Raw genomic sequence first — 20,734 nt, forward strand, 5'->3', positions numbered from 1 at the left:
CCGATCACGGGTATGCTGCACTGTTTCACGGTTCCACGGGACCGTTTTAAGGAGTTCTGAGCCCGCCCATGAAGCACCTGCTGAATCTGCTGGCCGCCATTGCCCTGCTGGTGTGGGGCATCCAGATGGTGCGCACCGGCATCCTGCGCGTTTTCGGCGCCAATTTGCGCCAGCTGATCGCGCGCGGCGTGCGCACGCGGCTGCTGGCCGTGCTCTCGGGCATAGGGGTGACGGCGGTGGTGCAGTCCAGCACCGCCACGGCGCTGATCGTGTCGGCCTTCGTGGGCCAGGGCATGATTTCGCTGATGGCGGCGCTGACCGTGATGCTGGGCGCCGACGTGGGCTCGGCGCTGATGGCGGTGGTGTTTTCCCTGGACCTGTCCTGGCTCTCGCCGCTGTGCATTTTTGTCGGCGTCGTGCTGTTCGTCGCACGCCAGGACGCCAAGCCGGGGCGCGTGGGGCGCGTGCTCATCGGCCTGGGCCTGATGCTGCTGGCGCTGCGCCTGATCACCGAGTCCACACTGGTGCTGACGCAGTCAGAGGTGGTGCGCGCCCTGCTCATGACGCTGACCAGCGACATCACGCTGGAGGTGCTAACCGGCGCCATTTTGGCCGTGATCTCTTACTCCAGCCTGGCCACGGTGCTGCTGGTGGCCACGCTGGCAGGCTCGGGCGGCATTCCCACCGAGGTGGCACTGGGCCTGGTGGTGGGCGCCAACCTGGGCAGCGGCGTGCTGGCCGTGCTCACCACGCTGCGCTCCAGCCTGCAGATGCGCCAGGTGCCGATCGGCAACCTGCTGTTCAAGATGGTGGGGGCGCTGGTCATGATTCCGCTCATCGGCCTGTGGCATACCCATATCCAGGCCCTGGTGCCCGACAAGGCCGGCCAGGTGGTGCTGTTTCACCTGGCCTTCAACTTCATGGTGGCGCTCTTGTGCCTGCCCATCGCCGGCCACATCGCCACCGCGGTGAAGAAAATCACCCCCAAGGAGGAGGTGTCGGCCGCGCTGTCGCGCCCGCACCATCTCGACGCCTCGGCCCTGTCCACGCCCTCGCTGGCCATCTCCTGCGCCGCGCGCGAAGCCCTGCACCTGGCCGACCTGGTGGAGACCATGCTGGGCGGCCTGAAGACCGTGTGGCAGACCGACGACCAGAAGCTGGGCCAGGAGCTGCGCGCCCTGGACGACCAGGTGGACAGCCTGTACTCGGCCATCAAGTACTACATGACCAAGATCTCGCGCTCCGAGCTGGACGAAGGCGAGGGGCGGCGCTGGACCGAAATCATCAGCTTCACCATCAACATGGAGCAGATCGGCGATCTGGTGGAGCGCGTGCTGCAGGACGTGGAGGACAAGAAGATCAAGAAGGGGCGCCAGTTCTCGCACGCCGGCCTGCAGGAAATCAATGAAATGCACGACCACTTGGTGGCCAACCTGCGCCTGGCCATGAGCGTGTTCCTGACCAGCAATGTGCGCGACGCGCAAAAGCTGCTGGAGGAAAAAAACCGTTTCCGCGAGCTGGAACTGGCCTACGCCGCAACCCACCTGAACCGGCTGGCGGAAAACACCATCCAGAGCATAGAAACCAGCTCGCTGCACATCGACATCATCAGCGACCTCAAGCGCATCAACTCGCTGCTGTGCTCGGTGGCCTATCCGGTGCTGGAAGCCAATGCCGCCATCCGCCCGCTGCATGCGAAGGCGGCAGGCGCCCCGGCGATGCCCGACGAGCGGCTGTAGTCAGGCGCGCCGGGCGTAGCGCTGCGCCAGCACCGCGCACACCATGAGCTGCATCTGGTGGAACACCATCAGCGGCAGCACGATGGCGCCCGCGGCCTCCGAGGGGAACAGCACCTTGGCCATGGGTACGCCGCTCACCAGGCTCTTCTTGGAGCCACAGAACACGATGGTGATCTCATCCTCCTTGGAAAAACCCAGGCGCCGCGCCAGCCAAGTGGTGGCGGTGAGCGCTAGGCCCAAGATCACCGCGCACACCACCAGCAGGCCGGCCAGCGCGGGCAGCGGCAACTCGCGCCACAGGCCGCCCACCACGGCTGCGCTGAATGCGGTGTAGACCACCAGCAGCACCGAGCCCTGGTCCACGTACTTGAGCGTCGCCGCGTGGCGGCCAATGAAACCGCCGATCCACGGCCGCAGCAGGTGCCCCGCAACGAAGGGCAGCATCAGCTGCAGCATGATGCGACCGATGCTGCCCAGCACGTCCTGCTGCACCGTGCCCGAGGCCTGCGGCAGCACCACGCCCACCAACAGCGGCGTGATCACGATACCCAGCAGGGTGGAGGCCGAGGCGCTGCAGATGGCCGCCGCCATGTTGCCGCGCGCCACTGCCGTGAAGGCGATGGCCGACTGCACCGTGGCCGGCAGCACACACAGGAACAGCACGCCGGTGTACAGCTCGGGCGTCACCAGCGGCTGCAGCACCGGCCGCAGCACCAGGCCCAGCACCGGAAACAGCATGAAGGTGCTGGCCACCACCAGCAGATGCAACCGCCAGTGGCCGATGCCCGCGATCACGGCCTCGCGCGACAGCTTGGCGCCGTGCATGAAGAACAGCAGCGCCACCACGCCCACGGTGGCCTTCTCGAAAAACGCGCCCACGGCGCCGGATGCAGGCAGCAGGCTGGCCAGCGTGACGGTGGCCACGAGGGCAAGGGTGAAGTTGTCGGGCAGCAGACGGGAACGGGCCATGGTGTGCGAAGAGCGGTGGAGAAAGCGTGCCGTAGTGCGGCGAGCCTGCCGGCGCAGGCATGAGGCCTGGATTGTCGGGCATGTGCCCCTATGGCGTCGGCGCGCCGCATGTTCTCCAGTCCGCTGCACAGGCAACCGCCGCGGCGGCGCTCCACTAACGAATGAGATCGCTGTCTAACGCTTGTCCATTATGCGGTAACAGCTATTGTTTTGATAGCAAATCACCATCCGTAAAAACCGGCCAGCACCAGCGCCGCCTCCGGCGTGAACGCCCCTTGAGCCAGGCGCTCGTGCACCTCGCCATGGGGCAGGCATTCGAAGTGCGCCACTTCGCCATCCTGGTTCACCGGCACCACGCCCTCGGGCACGGTGGCGTGGAACCAGTCGATGCGCTCCACCATGTAGCCGGTGCCACCCGCCTCGCTGCTGGGCTGCGCAAACTGCACATGGCCGCCGGCTGCCAGGGCCTGCAGTTGCTCCAGGCGCAGCCCGGCCTCCTCCCATGTCTCGCGCGCCAGGGCTTCATGCAGGCTGTCGGCCGCGGACACCATTCCGCCCATCAGCGTGTCCCACTGGCCGGGGTTGTTGGGCTTGGTGAAGGAGCGCTGCTGCACCCACAGGGCGCCCCCCGCCGTGCGGCCCACCAGGTGCACGGCCTGCGTGGCCAGGCCCAGCACGCGCACGGCCCCGCGCTCCACGGTCGCCAGGCGCCGGCCATCGGGCGTGCACACGGCCAATTGCTCGTCGCGCCAGGGGCCGCAGCAGCCCGCCGTGCGCAGCGCATGGGCCAGCGCATTCAGCGCCGCCGTGGCCTCCTGCGCCGGCAGGGCCCAGGCGGGTTGCCCTTGATGCTCTACTTGTGATAGCTGCCAGCGCTTGTCCAGTAACCTCTGGATGCCAATCTGGTCAAAAACCGCGGCATCCACCGACCCCACGCACTCGCGCCCCAACAGCAGCGGCACGCGCGGTGCCACTGGCGGGCAATGCGCCTGCCGGCGTGCGGCGGCCACCCAGGCGGGCGCCGGCTGGCTGGGCGCCGTCATTCCAGCGTGAGGATGGTGGAGCCCGTGGTCTTGCGCGCCTCCAGGTCGCGGTGCGCCTGCTGCACGTCGCGCAGCGCATAGCGCTGGGCAATGTGGATCTTCACCTGGCCGCTGGCCACCACGGCGAACAGGTCGTCCGCCATGGCCTGCGTGGCCTCGCGCGTGGTGATGTGGCTGAACAGCGTCTGGCGCGTGACGTACAGCGAGCCCTTGGCGCCCAGCATGCCGGGTGCGAACGGCGCCACGGGGCCCGACGCGTTGCCGAAGCTGGCCATCAACCCGAAGGGACGCAGGCAATCCAGCGACTTGTCCCAGGTGTCCTTGCCCACGGAGTCGTACACCACCTTCACGCCGCGCCCGCCGGTGATCTCCTTGACCCGGGCGGCGAAGTCTTCCTTGGCATAGTTGATGGCATAGGCCGCGCCGTTGTCCAGCGCCAGCTGGCACTTGGCGTCCGATCCTGCGGTGCCGATGAGCTGCAGGCCCAGGGCCTTGGCCCACTGGCAGGCGATCAGGCCCACGCCCCCCGCGGCCGCGTGGAACAGCACGAAGTCGCCGGGCTCCAGCCCTTCGACGGGGCGGGTTTTCTTCAGCAGGTACTGGGCGGTCAGGCCCTTGAGCATCATGGCCGCACCGGTCTCGAAGCTGATCGCATCGGGCAGCTTGCACACGCACTTGGCGGGCATCACGCGCACTTCGCAGTAGCTGCCGGGCGGCTGGCTGGCGTAGGCCGCGCGGTCGCCCACGCGCAGGTGCGTGACGCCCTCGCCCACCGCCTCGATCACACCCGCGCCCTCCATGCCGATGCTGGCCGGCATGTTCAAGGGGTACAGGCCGGTGCGGTGGTACACGTCGATGAAGTTCAGGCCCAACGCGCGGTGGCGGATGCGCACCTCGCCCGGGCCGGGCTCGCCGACCTGCACGTCAACGATCTGGAGTTCTTCGGGGCCACCGTGCTGGCGGATCTGAACGGCGAGGGTCATGGGAATGGGTCTCCTGGAATGATTGCAAGCGAACGCCGCAGATGCTGCCATGATTTGCCAGCCCTTGCCGTGCGCGGGACACACACGGGAGGACGCCGACTGTCACGTCTTTCGCTTACAGTTGCTGCCCCTATGACCCAACGACTCTCACCGGGCACGATTGCGATGCTCATGGCCGCGCCGCTGCTATGGGCCGGCAATGCCGTGGTTGGCCGCGCGCTGAACACGCTGATCCCGCCCATCACCCTGAACTTCGTGCGCTGGCTGCTGGCGTTTGCGTTGCTGCTGCCGCTGGCCTGGCAGGTGCTGCGCCCCGGCAGCCCGCTGTGGCCGCACTGGCGCCGCTATGCGCTGCTGGGCCTGCTGGGCATCGGCAGCTACAACGCGCTGCAGTACCTGGCGCTGCAGACCTCCACGCCGCTGAACGTGACGCTGGTGGGCTCGGGCATGCCGGTATGGATGCTCATCATCGGCGCGCTGTGCTTCGGCGTGCCGACCTCGCGCAGGCAAATAGCGGGAGTGCTGCTGTCGGTGGCCGGCGTGGTGCTGGTGCTCAGCCGCGGCAGCTGGGAGCAGTTGCTGGCGCTGCGCCTGGTGCCGGGCGACCTGTACATGGTGGCGGCCACCATCTCCTGGTCGTTCTACAGCTGGCTGCTGGTGCGCACCAGCGAGCCGCGCGAACTGCGCGGCGACTGGGCGGCCTTCCTCATGGCGCAGATGATCTTTGGACTGGGCTGGTCGGGCGCCTTTGCGGGCGTGGAATGGTCACTGGGCGCCACGCAGATCACCTGGGGCTGGCCGCTGGCCGCTGGCCTGGCCTTCATCGCCGTGGGCCCGGCCATCCTGGCCTATCGCTTTTGGGGCGTGGCGGCGCAGCGCGCGGGGCCGGTGGTGGGGGGATTCTTCATCAACCTCACACCGCTGTTCGCGGCGGTGCTGTCCACGGTCTTCCTCGGAGAAGCGCCGCACCTGTACCACGCCCTGGCGTTCGCGCTGATCGTGGGTGGCATCGTGGTGTCGTCGCGCAGGGCCTAGGCCGGCGCGCGCACAGGCGTCAGTGCGCTGCTGCGGGCTGCGCCTGCGGCGCGTCGCCGTAGCGGGCCTGCAGCACCTCCACCGGCATGGGGTGCGCCAGCAGGTAGCCCTGGTACACGTCGCAGCCATGCAGCGCGAGAAAGCTGCGCTGTTCCTCTGTCTCTACCCCCTCGGCCACCACTTCCAGATCCAGGTTGCGCGCCATGCCCAGGATGGTCTGCACCACCACATCGTCGCTGCGGCTCTCGCCCAGGTGGTGCACGAAAGTGCGGTCGATCTTCAGCCGATGCAAGGGCAGCCGCGTGAGGTAGGCCAGTGAAGAGTAGCCCGTGCCGAAATCGTCCACGGCGAAACGCACACCCTTGGTGCGCAGCTGGTGCATTTTGGCGATGGAGTCTTCCACGTCCTCCAGCACCAGGGATTCGGTAAGTTCCAACTCCAGCCGGTGCGCCGGTGCGCCGCTGCGCAGCAAGAGTTGCGACAGCTGCTCCACGAAGTCGAGGCTGCGGAACTGGCGCGCGCTCACATTCACGCTCAGCGACAGCTCGCGCAGCCGCGGCGATGCCTGCCAGCGCGCCAGCAGCTCGCAGGCGCTGGCCAGCACCCAGCGGCCCAGGGGCACGATGAGCTCGCTGTCCTCCGCCACGCCGATGAATTCCGCAGGCAGCACCAGGCCGCGCTCCGGGTGCTGCCAGCGCAGCAGCGCCTCAACCCCCACCACGGCGCCGTCGCGCGTGAACTGGGGCTGCAGGTGCAGCAGGAACTGCCCTTCGCGCAGCGCATCCTGCAGGTCCGACTCCAGCCGCGCACGCGCGCTCAGCGCCACCTGCATGCGAGGGTCGAAGAAGCACACCGCGTTGCCGCGCTGCGCCTTGACCTGGTACATGGCGATGTCCGCCTGCTTGAGTACTTCGGCCGCAGTCTGCAGTACGCTGCCGAACAGCGCGGCGCCCACGCTGCAGCTGCCGTGGTAGCTCTGTCCCGCGATCGGATAGGGCTGCGCCAGCAGTTGCACGACCTTCTCGGCCACGGCGCGCACCTGCTCGCGGGCGCGTTCCGCCTCGGTCGCCAGGCCGGCCAGCAGCACCACGAATTCGTCCCCGCCCAGGCGCGCCACGATGTCGCCCACGCGCACGCCGCTTTCCAGGCGGCGGGCCACCTGCTGCAACAGGTAGTCCCCGATCTCGTGGCCCAGGGTGTCGTTAAGGGTCTTGAAATGGTCCAGGTCGATGAACAGCACCGCGCCATGCGTGCCCGTACGCACCGCCGATGCGCTGGCGTCGCCCAGCTGATCCAGCAGCAGGCGCCGGTTGGGCAGGCCGGTGAGCTGGTCGTAGAACGCCAGGTGTTCCACTTCGGCCGTGGCCAGCCGCAGATCGGTCACGTCGTGGTAGATGATGACCACGCCGCCATCAGCCGTGGCGCGCTCGGTGATCTGCACGTAATGGCCGTTGGGCAAAAGCTGCTCCACCCCGCCTCGCGGCGTGCACTGCTGCTGCAGGCGCTCCTCCACCCAAGCGCGCTTTTCCTCCGCGCTCGCGCCGGGCAGGTGGTAGTGCACAGTCGTCTCCAGTACGCGGCGAAACGGCACGCCCTCCCCGATGGTGCTGACGAGCCAGGGGAACATCTCCTCGAAGCGCAGGTTCCACTGCACCACGCAGCGCTGTGCGTCCAGCAACACGAAGCCGCTCACCATGGCTTCGAGCGCCTGGTCCAGCGTGGCCTTGGAGCGCGCCACCACCCGCCGCGCACTGTGCATGCGCCGCAGGTACAGGGCGACCACGCTTCCCGCGGCCACCACCGTGGCCGCAAACAGCAGCGCGCCGAACAGCACCGTCAGCGCCTCCTGCCGCCAGCCCGCCAGCGCCGCGTCGCGCGGCAGGCTGACGGTGGCCCACAGATCGGGGTAGATGAGCGGACGCGCCACCACCATGGCCGGCTTGCCCGACAGCCGTGCGCTGGCCTGCCATGCGTGCACGCCATCGTCCGCGCCGCCTTCCTGCAGGGCCGGCGCTGCGCGCTCCTGGCGCTCCACGGTCCCCTGTGGCGCCTCCACGCCCAGCAGCAGCACGCCTTGCGTGCGCTCCAGCGTCAATTCCATGTCGGGAACCTCCAGCCCCTGCATCAGCACCGCCACCAGTGCTTCCGTCGGCACCTGCGCGACGACCAGCAGCGGCGTGCCGTCGCCCATGCGCAACTGGCGCGCCATGTACAGCACCCGCTCGGAACTGGTAGGACTCACCACGGGTTGGCTGACGGACAGCGTGGCCACCGCGGGCGCGAGGGCGGCCGCCAGGAAGCCTTCGGGCAGCTCCACGCCGCCCAGTTCGCCGGTGGACGCCGAAGATGCCAGCACGGCGCCCCGCGCATCGAGCAGCGCCACGTAGCGCAGCAGGAGGTTCTGCCGCGCCACGCCGCTCAGCAGCGTGTCGGCCGCCGCCACGTCAAGGCCTGCACGGTCGCGTGCGCGCAGGTCCAGCAGCTCTTCCGTATGCGCCAACAGCACGTCGAAAGAGAGCAGCGTGCGGTTCATGCCCGCCTCCGCCCCCGCGGCGAAACGGGTGACGCGCGCCTCGGCAACGTCCAGCGCGTCCGCGCGCGTATGCCACAGCAGCACGGCCACCGCCGCCGCCAGCCCTGCGAGCAGCGCAGCCACCACCCCCCAGGTGATCAGGTGCAGGCGCCTGCCGGGCATGGGCTTCATGGCTGCACCGGCGCACTCATGCGGCGCGCAGGACCGATGGTGCGATCCCAGATATCACGGCAGCGGGCTCCGCAGCGCCGGACCCAGCGCGGCAGCACCACGGTGTTGAAGATGGTCTCGCGCCGCGCCTCGTCCTGCGCGCGCACCGGCACCAGCGCCATTGCGCCCTGGCGCCCGGTGGTGCAGCTGGGGCTCCCGACATTGCAGGCCAGGCCCTGCTCGGTCTCGCCCTGGGCACTGAGCCACACGGCCGTCTCCAGCTTGGGCAGCTCGGCCTGCAGCAGCTGGCGCAGATCGGCGGGCAGCGCCTGCCAGGCCGCGCGATTGGCCGCAAACACCGCCATGCCCCAGCTGATGGGCATGGGATAGAGATAGGCCGCATGTGCGTGCAGACCGAGGATGTTGCCCGACATGCTGGCGGTGACGGCGCATTCGCTGGCGCCCGTCTCCATGCTCTTGACCACTTGCGCGAAGGGCACGCGCTGGGGCTTGGCGCCCAGCGCCGCAAAAAAATCGCCCTGCGCGGCCGAGGACACCCGCACATGCCGCCCGCGCAGGTCATCCAGGCCCAGCAGCGGGTCCTTGCAGAACAGCACCTGCGCCGGGTAAACGTAAACCGCCAGCAGCTCCACGCCATGCTCCTCGCGCAGGGCTTTCTCCAGGTACGGACGGAAGGCCGCGAGCGAAGCGCGCAGCGTCGCCAGGTCCGGATTCAGCCCCGGCAGGTCCACGGCGGTGTACTGGGGGTACTGTGCCGACAGGGAGCTCATGAGCACCGTGCCGAAGGGCACCACGCCCAGTTGCAAGAGGCGCAGCATCTCCATGCCCGGAACGCCGGCACGGTCGAAGGGCACGATATCGGCGCGGTAGCGGCCCTCGCTCAGGCGCGGCAAATCGCGCGTCCAGAAGGGCGCCTCCAGTTGCGTGTACTGCGTGACGCCGGCCAGCCCTCCCACCACGCGCAGGCGCAACTGCGCGGCATCGGCCGCGGGCGTGTCCGGCGCGCCAGCGTGCGCGGCCGCGCACAGCAGCGCCGCGCCCCACAAGGCCAGCCGCCCGCGCAGTGCGGGGCAGCGCATCGGTCGTCCCAGCAGTTGCATGCAACACCCTTTCGGCACCTGAACCCTGCACCCGCCCGCCCCCATCGCGGCGCGGGGCATGGCGGTCGGTCGGCGCGTTCTCGCCCGTTGTGGTCTGGCGCGTTCCTCAGAAGGTGCCGGGATAGGCACCGCCGTCAGCCAATACGTTCTGCCCCGTCATATAGCCCGCGTGCACGCTGCACAGGAAGGCGCAGATGGCGCCGAACTCCTGCGGCGTACCAAAACGGCGCGCCGGGATGGCGCCTTGCTGGGCGCGGCGCACTTCATCGAGGCTCTTGCCGGTCTTGCCGGCCGCGGCCTGGAGGGTGCCCGCGAGCCGGTCGGTATCGAACTTGCCCGGCAGCAGGTTGTTGATGGTGACGCCCTGCGCGGCAATGGCGCTGCGCGCCGCGCCGGCCACAAAGCCGGTCAAGCCGCTGCGCGCGCCATTGGACAGGCCCAGGATGTCGATGGGGGCCTTCACTGCGCTGGAGGTGATGTTGACGATGCGGCCAAAGCCCCGCTGCGCCATGCCGTCCACCGTGGCGCGGATCAGTTCGATGGGCGTGAGCATGTTGGCATCCACCGCGCGCATCCAGGCATCGCGGTCCCACTCGCGGAAATCGCCGGGCGGGGGGCCGCCGGCGTTGGTGACCACGATGTCGAAGTCCCGGCCCGGCCCGCCAGCTATGGAAAAAACGGCTGCGCGCCCCTCTGGGGTGGTGATGTCGGCCGCCGCAGCCAGCACCGTGGGTTGGCTGCCATTTTGGCCTCCAACGCCCGATGCATCTGCGCCAATAGCTATCAAATCAGAAGCGGTGCGCTGCAATTCGCCGGCATTGCGGGCGTTGATCACCACGTTCACGCCCTCGCGCACCAGCGCTTCGGCGCAGCCGCGGCCCAACCCCTTGCTGGCCCCGCAGACCAGCGCCCATTTACCCGCGATACCCAGATCCATACCGTGCTCCATCGCCGCCGGAGGCGGTTCCTGCAAAACAATTTGAAACGATCATAGTGGACACTGCCCACACCCGCATCAGGACCACCGCCCGCGTCGAACACCGCGCGGGGCACGAAAACCCGTCCTCCGTCCCAGGGAATGACCATCAACCGAACCGTCAGACGCGCGCGGCCATGACGGGTGTTGCACCGATCATGCTCCTGTGTGCCGCCATGCCAGGGCCCGTGTGCTGGAAGGCGATTCTCTGCGGTGCGCCTGAGCAGCGGCTGCAGCGCCGTCGGGTGCCGCCCAGGCAGCCGGCGCTGGCGTCCAGTACCTGCTCCTTCAGCGCGTTCACCCGATGCGTCGCCGCACCAGCCCGCCACTGTAGACGAGATACACCGCACCGCCCGCCAGGAAGACCGGCGACCGCGGCATCGCAGCGGGCGGGCACCGCGCGGCGGTTGTCGGCGCGACACGCGGCTGCGTAGCCGGCAGCTACGTTGGAGGCAGGCCGGAACGCGCCTCCCACCAAAGCATCCCTCACCCTTTCAACGCTTGTCGTCCAAGCGCCACCAGCGCCCCTTTCAGGAGCATCTGCGCCATTACCCCGTCGCCGCCACGCATAAAAAAAGCGCCCCGGAAAGGGGCGCCTTGCAAGGGGTGCCCTGGCACATGCCAGGGCGGCCATCTGCGTCAGTCCTCGACGAACGCTTCCTCGCGCTTCTTGCTCACCGCGGGCAGCAGCACGATGACCAGCAGCAGGGCCGCGGCCGCCAGCAGGCCGGCAGAGATGGGGCGCGAGACGAACACGCTCCAGTCGCCACGCGACAGCAGCAGCGCACGGCGCAGGTTTTCTTCCATCATCGGGCCCAGGATGAAGCCCAGCAGCAAGGGAGCGGGTTCCACCCCCAGCTTGTAGAACAGGTAGCCGATGACACCGAATCCGCCCACCATCCACACGTCGAACGTGTTGTTGTTGGTGGAGTACACCCCCACCGCGCAGAACAGCACGATGGACGGGAACAGCCAGCGATAAGGCACGGAGAGCAGCTTGATCCACATGCCGATCAGCGGCAGGTTCAGGATCACCAGCATGGCGTTGCCGATCCACATCGAGGCGATCAGGCCCCAGAACAGCTCGGGGTTGCTGGTCATCACCTGCGGGCCGGGCTGGATGTTGTGGATGGTCATGGCACCCACCATCAGCGCCATCACGGCGTTGGGCGGAATGCCCAGCGTCAGCAGCGGGATGAAAGAGGTCTGCGAACCCGCGTTGTTGGCCGACTCGGGAGCCGCCACGCCGCGGATGTTGCCCTTGCCGAACGGAACCTCACCGGGATGGAGCTTGGTCTTCTTCTCGATCGTGTAGGCCGCGAAGGCCGACAGCAGCGCGCCGCCGCCGGGCAGGATGCCCAGGGACGACCCCAGGGCCGTGCCGCGCAGCATGGCGGGGAGCATGCGCTTGAAGTCCTGTGCCGTGGGGAACAGGCCGTGCACCTTGGCGGCAAACACTTCGCGCTCGTCGTCGGGCTTGGACAGGTTGGCGATGATTTCGCCGTAGCCGAACACGCCCATGGCGATCACGGTGAAACTGATGCCGTCGGTCAGCTCGGGGATGTCAAAGCTGTAGCGGGCCACGCCGGAGTTCACGTCCGTGCCCACCAGGCCCATCAACAGGCCCAGCACGATCATGGCGACGGCCTTGAGCAGCGAGCCCGAAGCCAGCACCACGGCACCGATCAGGCCCAGCACCATCAGCGAGAAGTACTCGGCGGGGCCGAACTTGAAGGCCACTTCCGTCAGCGGGGGCGCAAAGGCCGCCAGGATCAACGTACCCACGCAGCCCGCGAAGAACGAGCCAATGCCGGCAGCCGCCAGTGCCGGGCCTGCACGGCCCGCGCGCGCCATCTGGTAGCCGTCGATCACGGTCACCACGGAGGACGACTCGCCCGGCAGGTTCACCAGGATGGCGGTGGTGGAGCCGCCGTACTGCGCGCCGTAATAGATGCCAGCGAGCATGATCAGCGCGGCCACGGGCGGCAGCGCATAGGTGGCGGGCAGCAGCATGGCGATGGTGGCCACGGGGCCCACGCCGGGCAGCACGCCGATCAGCGTGCCCAGCAGACAGCCGATAAAGCAGTAGATCAGGTTCTGGAACGTAAACGCGACGCCAAAACCCATCGAGAGGTGTTCAAACAATTCCATGGTCTAGATCTCCGAATCAACCCACGATGAAGCTAGGCCAGACGGGGAACTGCAGAGCCAGCCCCCAGATGAATGCCACGTAGCTGCCCACGGCCAGAATGGTGGCCAGGATGAACACTTCCTTGAAGTGGAACTGGTTGCCCGCCAGGCTGGCCACGAAAGTCAGGCCGTAGATGGCAACGATCAGGCCCATGGCCGGCACGCCGAAGCTGGGCAGGCCCGCCAGCAGCACGCCGAACAACAGGTTGGCGGAAATGATGAAGAAGATCTGCTTCCACGCCCACTTGCCGATCTTGTCGCCGTCCACCGTCTCAACCACGGTGGCCTTGAACATGATGACGGCGCCGATGATGCCCAGCAGAATGCCCAGCAGCAGGGGGAAGTAGCCCGGGCCCATGCGGGCGCCGGTTCCTACGCTGTAGGTGGTGGCGCCCCAGGCAAAACCACCGCCGACGACGAGGAACATGAGGCCGGAAAAGAAATCTTTCTGACTCTTGATTTTCACGAATGTCTCCCAAAAGGAACGCGACGGGCGATTGTGGAGTGTCGGGCAGCGTTTCTCGATGTGGATTCCACCTACCGGTAGATACAAGTTTTCCCTAGAGGCAACACCCCCGGAACTGCCCTTAGCACGGCACCGACCGCTGCGCGGCGTCGAAGGTGGCGCGAGGGCCCTGGTCAGGCCGGGCCTGCGCCGCAGGAGCGCGGACATACCGCCTTCCACCGCGTTGTGAAGGATGGGCGCGCGCCTGATGCATGCGGCGGAAAGGCGCATCTGCTGCGCCGCGATGGCAGAGGTGTGGGTGCTACTCGAGCGGCGGGGTGGCGGCGATGACTTCCTCGAACGTGGTCACGCCTTCGGCCGCGCGCAGCGCGCCCGCCAGGCGCAGCGGGCGCATGCCGTCCTGCACGGCCTGGCGGCGCAGCGCGTCGATGGAGGGCGATTGGTTCACCTGGGTCTTGAGCGCCTCGCTCACGGTGAGCAGTTCATAAAGCCCCATGCGGCCGCGAAAGCCCGTCATGCGGCACTCCACGCACCCCACGGGCTTGTAGGCGCGATAGCCCCCGTTGATCTTCCAGGGGCGGATCATGTCGGCCAGTGCCTCGGGGTCGGCCGCCTCGTCCACCTGCCGGCAGTGCCGGCACAGCGTGCGCACCAGGCGCTGCGCCAGCACCCCCAGCAGCGTGGCGTTGATGAGGTACGGCGGCACGCCCAGCTCCATGAGGCGCGTGACGGCGCTGGGCGCGTCGTTGGTGTGCAGGGTGGAGAACACCAGGTGGCCGGTGAGCGCGGCCTGCACGGCCATGTCGGCGGTGGCCAGGTCACGGATCTCGCCCACCATGATCACATCCGGGTCCTGGCGCATGAGGGCACGCAGCCCTTCGGCGAAGGTGAAGTCCAGCTGCGGCTGCACCTGCGTCTGGTTGAAGCTGGGCTCGATCATCTCGATCGGGTCCTCCACCGTGCTCACGTTCACCTCCTCGGTGGCCACGCGCTTAAGGGTGGAGTACAGCGTGGTGGTCTTGCCCGAACCCGTGGGCCCGGTCACCAGGATGATGCCGTGCGGGCGCTTGACGAGCTGCTCCCAGCGCTGCGCATCGTGCGCGGTGAAACCCAGCGCGTCCAGATCCTTCACGGCGTTGTCGGGGTCGAAGATGCGCATCACCATCTTCTCGCCGAAAGCGGTGGGCAGCGTGGACAGGCGCATTTCCACCTCGTCGCCACGCGGGTTGCGCGTCTTGATGCGGCCGTCCTGCGGGCGGCGCTTTTCCACCACGTCCATGCGGCCCAGCAGCTTCACGCGCGCCACCATGGCATTGAGCACGCCCATGGGCATCTGGTAGACGGCATGCAACACGCCGTCGATGCGAAAGCGGATCACGCCCTGCTCGCGGCGCGGCTCCAGGTGGATGTCGCTCGCGCGCTGGTCGAAGGCGTATTGCCACAGCCAGTCCACCACGCGCACCACCCCCTGGTCGTTGGCGTCCAGCTGCTTGTTGGTCTTGCCCAGCTCCACAAGCTGCTCGAAGCTGCTGCCCGCGGCGCCGCCGCCGGCCTTCTGCGCCTCGCGCACCGACTTGGCCAGCGCGTAGAACTCCGCCGTGTAGCGCGTGATGTGCTGGGGGTTGGCCAGCACGCGCCGCACCGTGCGCCGGGACTGGCGCTCCACCTCGGCCACCCAGTCATGCAGGAAGGGCTCGGCCGTGGCCACCACCACCTCCTTGGAGGTCACCTGCACCGGCAGCACCTTGTGGCGCTCGGCGTAGCTGGCGCTCATGGCGTCGGCCACACGGCCCACGTCCACCTTCAGCGGGTCGATGCGCAGAAACGCCAGGCCGCAGCGCTGGGCCACGTATTCGGTGAGGATGTCCACGTCCAGCGGCTTGCCGTCGCTGGCGCGCAGCATGGCCACGTTGCCCAGCCGCACCAGCGGGTGCTGGCTGCTTTCGGCCTGCGAGCAGCGTGCGATGGTGCGCTGCGCCTGCTCGGCGGTGATCACGCCATCGGCACGCAGCCAATCGACGATGAGCCGCCACTGCAACGGGCCGGTGGCCCCGCCGGCGGCCGTGGGGGGGGATGCGGGCAATGCTTCGGCAGTCATGGTGCGGGAGGCGGCAGAGGTCAGGCAACCGGTTTGAATACGCGCAGCCACTTGGTGGCCGGCAGGTCCCAGCGGGCCTGCACGCTTTCGGCGCGGGCCAGCAGCTCGGCACGTTTAGGCCGCGTGGGCGTGCGCTGGGCCAGCACCACGGTATTGCCCTCGCGCGTGGGCTTGAAGGCCCAGAGCGCGTCGGCGCCAAAGGCCTCGGCGAGCTTGTCCAGGCTGCGCTCGTAGCTGGAGGCGCGGCCGAACAGGTTCACCGTGAGGCAGCCGTCCAGCGTCAGCAGCGCGCGGCAGTCGGCATAGAACTCCGCGCTGTCCAGCACCGGCGCGGCGGCCTCATGGTCGTACAGGTCCACCGCCAGCGCGTCCACCGTGCCATGCCATTCGGGCTTCTTGATTTCCTGGGCCGCATCGGCCAGCACCACACGCTGCATGGGGCCGTCGGGCGGCAGCTTGAACCAGGCGCGGCAGACGGCCTCCACGCGCGGGTTCAGCTCGACCACGGTGCAGCACATGCGCAGCTTCTTGCGGCAGAACTTGGTGATGGCACCGGCCCCCAGGCCCAATTGCATCGCGTGGCGCTTGGCCACGCTGGCGGGCTCCACGAACAGCAGCCAGGCCATCATGCGTTGCACGTATTCCAGCTCGATCTCGAACGGCTGCGCGATGCGCATGGAGCCCTGGATCCACGGCGTGCCCAGGTGCAGGTGGCGCACTTCACCATCATCGGAGACGCTCACCTCGGGCAGTTCGGTGGCGGCGGTTTTCTTGCGGGTCAAATCGTTATACCAATCCAAAAGTCGCCAGGGCCTCGCCCCAGGCGTGCAGTTTTTTCTCGAAGCTCCACGACGCGTTGGCCGGGCTGGTGGATGGCAGGCGCAGCGATGGCATCGGCGCATCTGCCTTCAGCCCCAGGCTGGCGCGCACGGCCTTGGCGTGGCGGAAGCTTTCCCCGCCATTGTGGGCGATGGCGGCCAGCCCCGGCGCGCGGGCATGCAGGCCGGCGAAGTCGTTGACCTGCGCGTTGCGGATGCTGGTATCCAGGCTGCCCTCGCGCTCGCAGGCGGCATACACGTCCCACAGGCCCAGGCCGCGGGCCAGCAGCCAGTCGCAGCGCGCGGCGTACTGGTCGCGGCCCGGCAGCGGATGCTGCGGCCACAGCGCCGCCAGGATGCGCCAGAAGTGGTTCTGCGGATGGCCGTAATACTGCTGCGCGGCGAGCGACGCCACACCGGGGAAGCTGCCCAGCACCAGCACCCGCGTGCCGGAGCCCACCACGGGCGGCAGGCCGACCAGACGACCGGCAGACAGCACAACCGTTTTTTTCTGCGCAGCCACCGGCCCTCCATTACTATTGTTTGTATAGCTGCTAGCGCTTGCTGCATAAGCCTTTGAGCCCGAAAGCACTCAAACCTATGCCAACAGTTCAGCCAGCCGTGGCAACGCTGCGCAAGCGTTGGCGCGCGTGGCATGGGCCAGTTCTGTGCTGGAGATGCCGCGCAGCTGCGCCACCACCGCACCGATGCGCGGTAACTGTGCAGGCGTGTTGCGTGCGGGCGGGCGGCCAGCGGCGCGCTCGGCCGCGGTCACGTAGAGCCAGTGCGGCGGAATGTCGGGCGCATCGGTCTCCACCACCAGCGCGTCCAGCGGCAGTTCGGTGGCCAGGCGGCGCAACTGCAGCGCACGGTCGAAGGTGACCGCGCCGCCAAAGCCCAGCTTGAAGCCCAGATCGATGAAGGCCTGCGCCTGCTGCAGGCTGCCGTTGAAGGCATGGGCGATGCCGCCGCGCACCGGCAGCTCGCGCAGCGCCTTGAGCAACTGGTCCGCCGAGCGGCGCACATGCAGGATCACGGGCAGGTCGAACCGGCGCGCCAACTGCAGCTGCGCCCGGTAGAAGTGCTGCTGGCGTCCCCTGTCCAGATGGGGCACGAAGAGGTCCAACCCGATTTCGCCGACGGCCACCAGGCGCGGGTCGTCCTGGTGCTGCTCCAGCGCGCGCGCCAGGGCGGGCAAGTCTTCGTCGCCGGCGACGGGAGTGAACAGGGGATGGATGCCCAGCGCATAGCTGTCGCCGTGGCGGTGCGCCAGGTCCCGCACGGCCTGCAGATTGGCGAGTTCCACCGCGGGCAGCACGCAGTGGGCCACGCCGGCCTGCGCGGCGCGTGCACGCTCGGCATCTGCGAGCGCTGCGCCGCCGTGATCTGCAAATTCATCCAGGTGGCAATGGGTGTCGATCCAGACGTCCATGCGCCGGATCATGCCACCGCACGCCCCCAGCGCCGGTCCGCAGTGTCTCAGTGCGTTTCAGCGCCAATACTCTGCGGATCGGTCGGCGGCGCATCGGCACCGCAGGAGCTGCTGTGCCCATCAGCCCTTCTTGCTCAGCGGGCAGGTGTTCATGCCCAGCAGCGAGTACGCAGGGCAGGTGCCCGCCAGGCCGGTCAGCAGCGGCACCACGCCCAGCCAGCCCCACCAGCCCACGGTGCCCGTGGCCGCCAGGCCGATGAGCACCAGACCCACCGCGATGCGCAGCCCGCGGTCCCAACCCCCAACGTTGTGTTTCATGACACTTCTCCTAGTTGACGAAAAAAACGGTACCTCTGCGCAGCGACGCGGCCGCTCAGGGGCAGAAGATGTCCTTGAGCGCAGCCACGAGCTTTTCCGCCGCCGGGTCGGCAATGCGGTAGTACAGAGTCTGCGCGTCGCGGCGGAAGGTCACCAGCCCCTCGTCGCGCATGCGCGCCAGGTGCTGCGACAGTGCGGACTGGCTCAGGCGCACCTGCTCCAGCAGCGTACCCACGGAGGCCTCGCCCTGCTCGATCAGCAGGCACAGCACGAGCAACCGGTGCTCGTTGCCCACCGCGCGCAGCAGCGCAGCGGCGCGCGCGGCGCCCTGCTGCATGAATTCCAGGTCGGCGGTAGTGGCCACCTGCGCTCCTTGTTGATAAATATCTAAATTAACCTATGCTAATTTAGTAGATACTAATAAACGTGTCAACAGCGCCGAGCAGGCGCATTCCTTTCACCACCAGGAGTTCCACCATGACCTCGTCCACCGACTACAAGGCCCTCACGCGCGAAATCTCTAGCAACGTCAGCGAGCTGCGCAACAGCGTTCCGCAGGTGATGCAAGGTTTCAACGCGCTGGGCAAGGCGGCTCTCGCGGGCGGCGCCATCGACGCCAAGACCAAGGAGCTGATCGCGCTGGGCATTGGCGTGGCCGCGCGCTGCGATGGCTACATCGGCTTTCACACCCAAGCGCTGGCACGCCTGGGCGCCACGCGCGCCGAGGTGCACGAGGTGCTGGGCATTGCGGTGTACATGGGCGGCGGCCCCGCGCTGATGTACGCAGCCAATGCCGTGGCCGCGTTCGACGAGTGCGCACCCGCGCAGGCGCCCGCCGCGACGGCCTGATTTACTATTGAAAATATAGCTGTCAGCGCTTGTCCAGCAAGCGCTGGAGGCCGTTTTAGCTCAAAACCCCGGAGACCAAGCGCACGACGCGGTCGCACCGCGCGGCCAGCGATTCATCGTGCGTGACCATCACGAAGGCGGTGCCCTGCTCGCGCGCAAGCTGCAGCATGAGGGCGAACACGGCATCGGCGGTCGCGCGGTCCAGGTTGCCGGTGGGCTCGTCGGCCAGCACGCAGGCCGGCTGCGTGACCAGCGCCCGGGCAATGGCCACGCGCTGGCGCTCGCCACCCGACAGTTCCGCCGGGCGATGGTGCACACGCTCGCCCAGGCCCACGGCCTGGAGCATGCGCACCGCCCGCTCGATGCACTGCGCGTACGGCTCGCGGCGGATGCGCAGCGGCATGGCCACGTTGTCCTGGGCGCTGAACTCGGGCAACAGGTGGTGGAACTGGTAGATGAAGCCCAGGTGCGCATTGCGCAGGCGCCCCTGTTGCGCGGGCGGTAGCGCCTGCAGCGCCTGCCCCTGGAGCGTGACGGTGCCGGCGCTGGGCGCGTCCAGCCCCCCCAGCAGATGCAGCAGCGTGCTCTTGCCCGAGCCCGACGCCCCCACGATGGCCAGCGTCTCGCCGGCGTGCACTGCCAGGTCCACGCCCTTGAGCACGGTGACGTCCAGCCGGCCCTCGGTAAAGCGCTTGGTCAGGCCTTGCGCCTGCAGCACCACTTGCCCATTACTCATAGCGCAGCGCCTCCGCGGGGTTCACGCGGCTGGCGCGCCAGCTCGGGTACAGGGTGGCCACGAAGGCCAGGATCAGGGAAATGACGGCAATGGGCGCGATGTCGCTGCTTTGCGGGTCGCTGGGCATCTTGCTGATGAGGTAGATGTCCTTGGGCAGGAAGCTGGCGTTCAGCGCCCGCTCGATGGCGGGCACGATCACGTCGATGTTGAAGGCCACGCCCAAGCCCAGCAGCAGGCCGGCCAGCGTGCCGATCACGCCCACCATGGCGCCCTGCACCATGAACACGCCCATGATGCTGGCGGGGCTGGCGCCCAGCGTGCGCAGGATGGCGATGTCCGCGCGCTTGTCGGTCACGGTCATCACCAGCGTGGACACCAGGTTGAATGCCGCCACCGCGACGATCAGCGTGAGGATGATGAACATCATGCGCTTTTCCAGCTGCACGGCCGCGAACCAGGTGCGGTTCTGCTGCGTCCAGTCGCGGATCAACAGGTTGCCCGAGAGGCTGTGCGCCAGCTGCTGCGTGACTTCGGGTGCGTCGTGCAGGTTCTTGAGCTTCAGGCGCACGCCGGTCGGCCCTTCCAGGCGGAAGATGCGCTCGGCATCCTCGTGGTGCAGCATCACCAGCGCAGAGTCGTATTCATAGTGGCCCGAATTGAAGGTGCCCGCCACCGTCATCTGCTTGAGGCGCGGCACCACGCCCGCAGGCGTGACCTGGCCGGCCGGTGCGATCAGCGTGACCGCATCACCCGCGCGCACGCCCAGCTGGCGCGCCAGTTCGCTGCCCAGGATCACGCGGAACTCGCCCGGCACCAGGGCCTTCAGGCCCTCCAGATTCTCGGCGGCCAGGTCGGTCACCTCGGCCTCGTGCGCGGGGTCGATGCCGCGCACCAGCGCGCCCTTCATGTCCTCGCCACGCGCCAGCAGCGCCTGGGCGGCGACGAAGGGCGCGGCGCCCACCACGTTCGGATTGGCCCGCGCCTCGGCCAGCGTGCGCGGCATGTCGGGCAGCGCTGCACCGCCCGGCGCGAAGATCTCGATGTGCGAGACCACGCTGAGCATGCGGTCGCGCACCTCTTTCTGAAAGCCGTTCATCACGGACAGAACGATGATGAGTGCCGCCACCCCCAGCGAGATGCCCAGCATGGACACGCCCGAGATGAAGGAGATGAAGCCGTTGCGCCGCGTGGCCCGGCCTGCCCGGGTGTAGCGCCAGCCCAGGGCCAGTTCGTAGGGAATTTGCATGGAAGCGCGATTGTGTCATCGACCCGGGCCCG

The 20,734-nt window shown here is 68.2% G+C and carries 19 protein-coding genes; 3 read left to right on the forward strand and 16 right to left on the reverse strand.

Going from position 1 to position 20,734, the window contains the following annotated elements; translation table 11 throughout:
• Positions 1-68: 68 nt before the first annotated feature.
• Positions 69-1,739, forward strand: coding sequence for a Na/Pi cotransporter family protein (locus tag K2L43_RS14635; protein ID WP_135149635.1), 1,671 nt, complete (start codon positions 69-71; stop codon positions 1,737-1,739).
• Here the strand turns inward: K2L43_RS14635 and K2L43_RS14640 are convergent, their stop codons facing one another.
• The 3 genes from K2L43_RS14640 to K2L43_RS14650 form a co-directional block, all read right to left on the reverse strand.
• Positions 1,740-2,708: a bile acid:sodium symporter family protein gene (locus tag K2L43_RS14640; RefSeq protein WP_172208152.1), complete on the reverse strand. Its 969-nt coding sequence runs from the start codon at positions 2,706-2,708 to the stop codon at positions 1,740-1,742.
• Positions 2,709-2,929: 221 nt separating this feature from the next.
• Positions 2,930-3,751, reverse strand: a complete 822-nt coding sequence (locus tag K2L43_RS14645; protein WP_172208154.1) for an NUDIX domain-containing protein — start codon at positions 3,749-3,751, stop codon at positions 2,930-2,932.
• Positions 3,748-4,734 (reverse strand): quinone oxidoreductase, encoded by a 987-nt coding sequence (locus tag K2L43_RS14650; RefSeq protein WP_220637854.1) that lies wholly within the window; start codon positions 4,732-4,734, stop codon positions 3,748-3,750. Before K2L43_RS14650 ends, K2L43_RS14645 begins: the two co-directional genes overlap by 4 nt.
• 132 nt (positions 4,735-4,866) lie before the next feature.
• On the opposite strand from K2L43_RS14650, the gene K2L43_RS14655 reads away from it, so the two are divergent.
• Positions 4,867-5,769 carry a DMT family transporter gene (locus K2L43_RS14655; RefSeq protein ID WP_220637855.1) on the forward strand — a complete coding sequence of 301 codons (903 nt, stop codon included), beginning with the start codon at positions 4,867-4,869 and terminating at the stop codon, positions 5,767-5,769.
• Positions 5,770-5,788: 19 nt separating this feature from the next.
• Here K2L43_RS14655 and K2L43_RS14660 read toward each other — a convergent pair whose 3' ends face one another.
• The 11 genes from K2L43_RS14660 to K2L43_RS14710 form a co-directional block, all read right to left on the reverse strand.
• The gene (locus K2L43_RS14660) at positions 5,789-8,473 is read right to left on the reverse strand and encodes an EAL domain-containing protein (RefSeq protein ID WP_220637856.1); all 2,685 of its coding nucleotides are present in this window, start codon (positions 8,471-8,473) and stop codon (positions 5,789-5,791) included.
• A complete protein-coding gene (locus tag K2L43_RS14665; RefSeq protein WP_220639014.1) occupies positions 8,470-9,552 on the reverse strand; it encodes a TRAP transporter substrate-binding protein in 1,083 nt (360 codons plus the stop codon). The genes K2L43_RS14660 and K2L43_RS14665 overlap by 4 nt, the downstream gene beginning before the upstream one ends.
• A gap of 127 nt (positions 9,553-9,679) precedes the next feature.
• Positions 9,680-10,510: an SDR family oxidoreductase gene (locus tag K2L43_RS14670; RefSeq protein WP_220637857.1), complete on the reverse strand. Its 831-nt coding sequence runs from the start codon at positions 10,508-10,510 to the stop codon at positions 9,680-9,682.
• Between the two features lie 678 nt (positions 10,511-11,188).
• Positions 11,189-12,700, reverse strand: a complete 1,512-nt coding sequence (locus K2L43_RS14675; RefSeq protein WP_103737071.1) for a tripartite tricarboxylate transporter permease — start codon at positions 12,698-12,700, stop codon at positions 11,189-11,191.
• A gap of 16 nt (positions 12,701-12,716) precedes the next feature.
• A complete protein-coding gene (locus K2L43_RS14680; RefSeq protein WP_011806517.1) occupies positions 12,717-13,205 on the reverse strand; it encodes a tripartite tricarboxylate transporter TctB family protein in 489 nt (162 codons plus the stop codon).
• Between the two features lie 301 nt (positions 13,206-13,506).
• Positions 13,507-15,303: a GspE/PulE family protein gene (locus K2L43_RS14685; protein WP_220637858.1), complete on the reverse strand. Its 1,797-nt coding sequence runs from the start codon at positions 15,301-15,303 to the stop codon at positions 13,507-13,509.
• A gap of 20 nt (positions 15,304-15,323) precedes the next feature.
• On the reverse strand, positions 15,324-16,085 hold the full coding sequence (locus tag K2L43_RS14690) for a hypothetical protein (RefSeq protein WP_011806519.1): 762 nt from the start codon (positions 16,083-16,085) through the stop codon (positions 15,324-15,326).
• A gap of 4 nt (positions 16,086-16,089) precedes the next feature.
• Entirely contained in the window at positions 16,090-16,620 is a 531-nt protein-coding gene (locus K2L43_RS14695; RefSeq protein WP_103737203.1) for a DNA-deoxyinosine glycosylase, read from the reverse strand.
• 99 nt (positions 16,621-16,719) lie between these two features.
• A complete protein-coding gene (locus K2L43_RS14700) occupies positions 16,720-17,553 on the reverse strand; it encodes a TatD family hydrolase (RefSeq protein ID WP_199856216.1) in 834 nt (277 codons plus the stop codon).
• A 120-nt stretch (positions 17,554-17,673) separates the two neighbouring features.
• On the reverse strand, positions 17,674-17,871 hold the full coding sequence (locus tag K2L43_RS14705; RefSeq protein WP_011806522.1) for a DUF2892 domain-containing protein: 198 nt from the start codon (positions 17,869-17,871) through the stop codon (positions 17,674-17,676).
• Positions 17,872-17,926: 55 nt separating this feature from the next.
• Positions 17,927-18,208, reverse strand: coding sequence for a helix-turn-helix transcriptional regulator (locus tag K2L43_RS14710; protein ID WP_172209352.1), 282 nt, complete (start codon positions 18,206-18,208; stop codon positions 17,927-17,929).
• A 140-nt stretch (positions 18,209-18,348) separates the two neighbouring features.
• Here K2L43_RS14710 and K2L43_RS14715 point away from each other — a divergent pair, with 140 nt between their 5' ends.
• Positions 18,349-18,720, forward strand: a complete 372-nt coding sequence (locus K2L43_RS14715) for a carboxymuconolactone decarboxylase family protein (RefSeq protein ID WP_220637859.1) — start codon at positions 18,349-18,351, stop codon at positions 18,718-18,720.
• Between the two features lie 55 nt (positions 18,721-18,775).
• Here the strand turns inward: K2L43_RS14715 and lolD are convergent, their stop codons facing one another.
• Positions 18,776-19,456 (reverse strand): lipoprotein-releasing ABC transporter ATP-binding protein LolD, encoded by a 681-nt coding sequence (gene lolD / locus K2L43_RS14720; protein WP_220637860.1) that lies wholly within the window; start codon positions 19,454-19,456, stop codon positions 18,776-18,778.
• Positions 19,449-20,702, reverse strand: coding sequence for a lipoprotein-releasing ABC transporter permease subunit (locus K2L43_RS14725; protein ID WP_011806526.1), 1,254 nt, complete (start codon positions 20,700-20,702; stop codon positions 19,449-19,451). The genes lolD and K2L43_RS14725 overlap by 8 nt, the downstream gene beginning before the upstream one ends.
• Positions 20,703-20,734 lie beyond the last annotated feature (32 nt).

It is taken from the genome of Diaphorobacter sp. MNS-0 (assembly GCF_019602835.1).
In the GTDB taxonomy this organism is placed as follows: domain Bacteria; phylum Pseudomonadota; class Gammaproteobacteria; order Burkholderiales; family Burkholderiaceae_C; genus Diaphorobacter; species Diaphorobacter nitroreducens.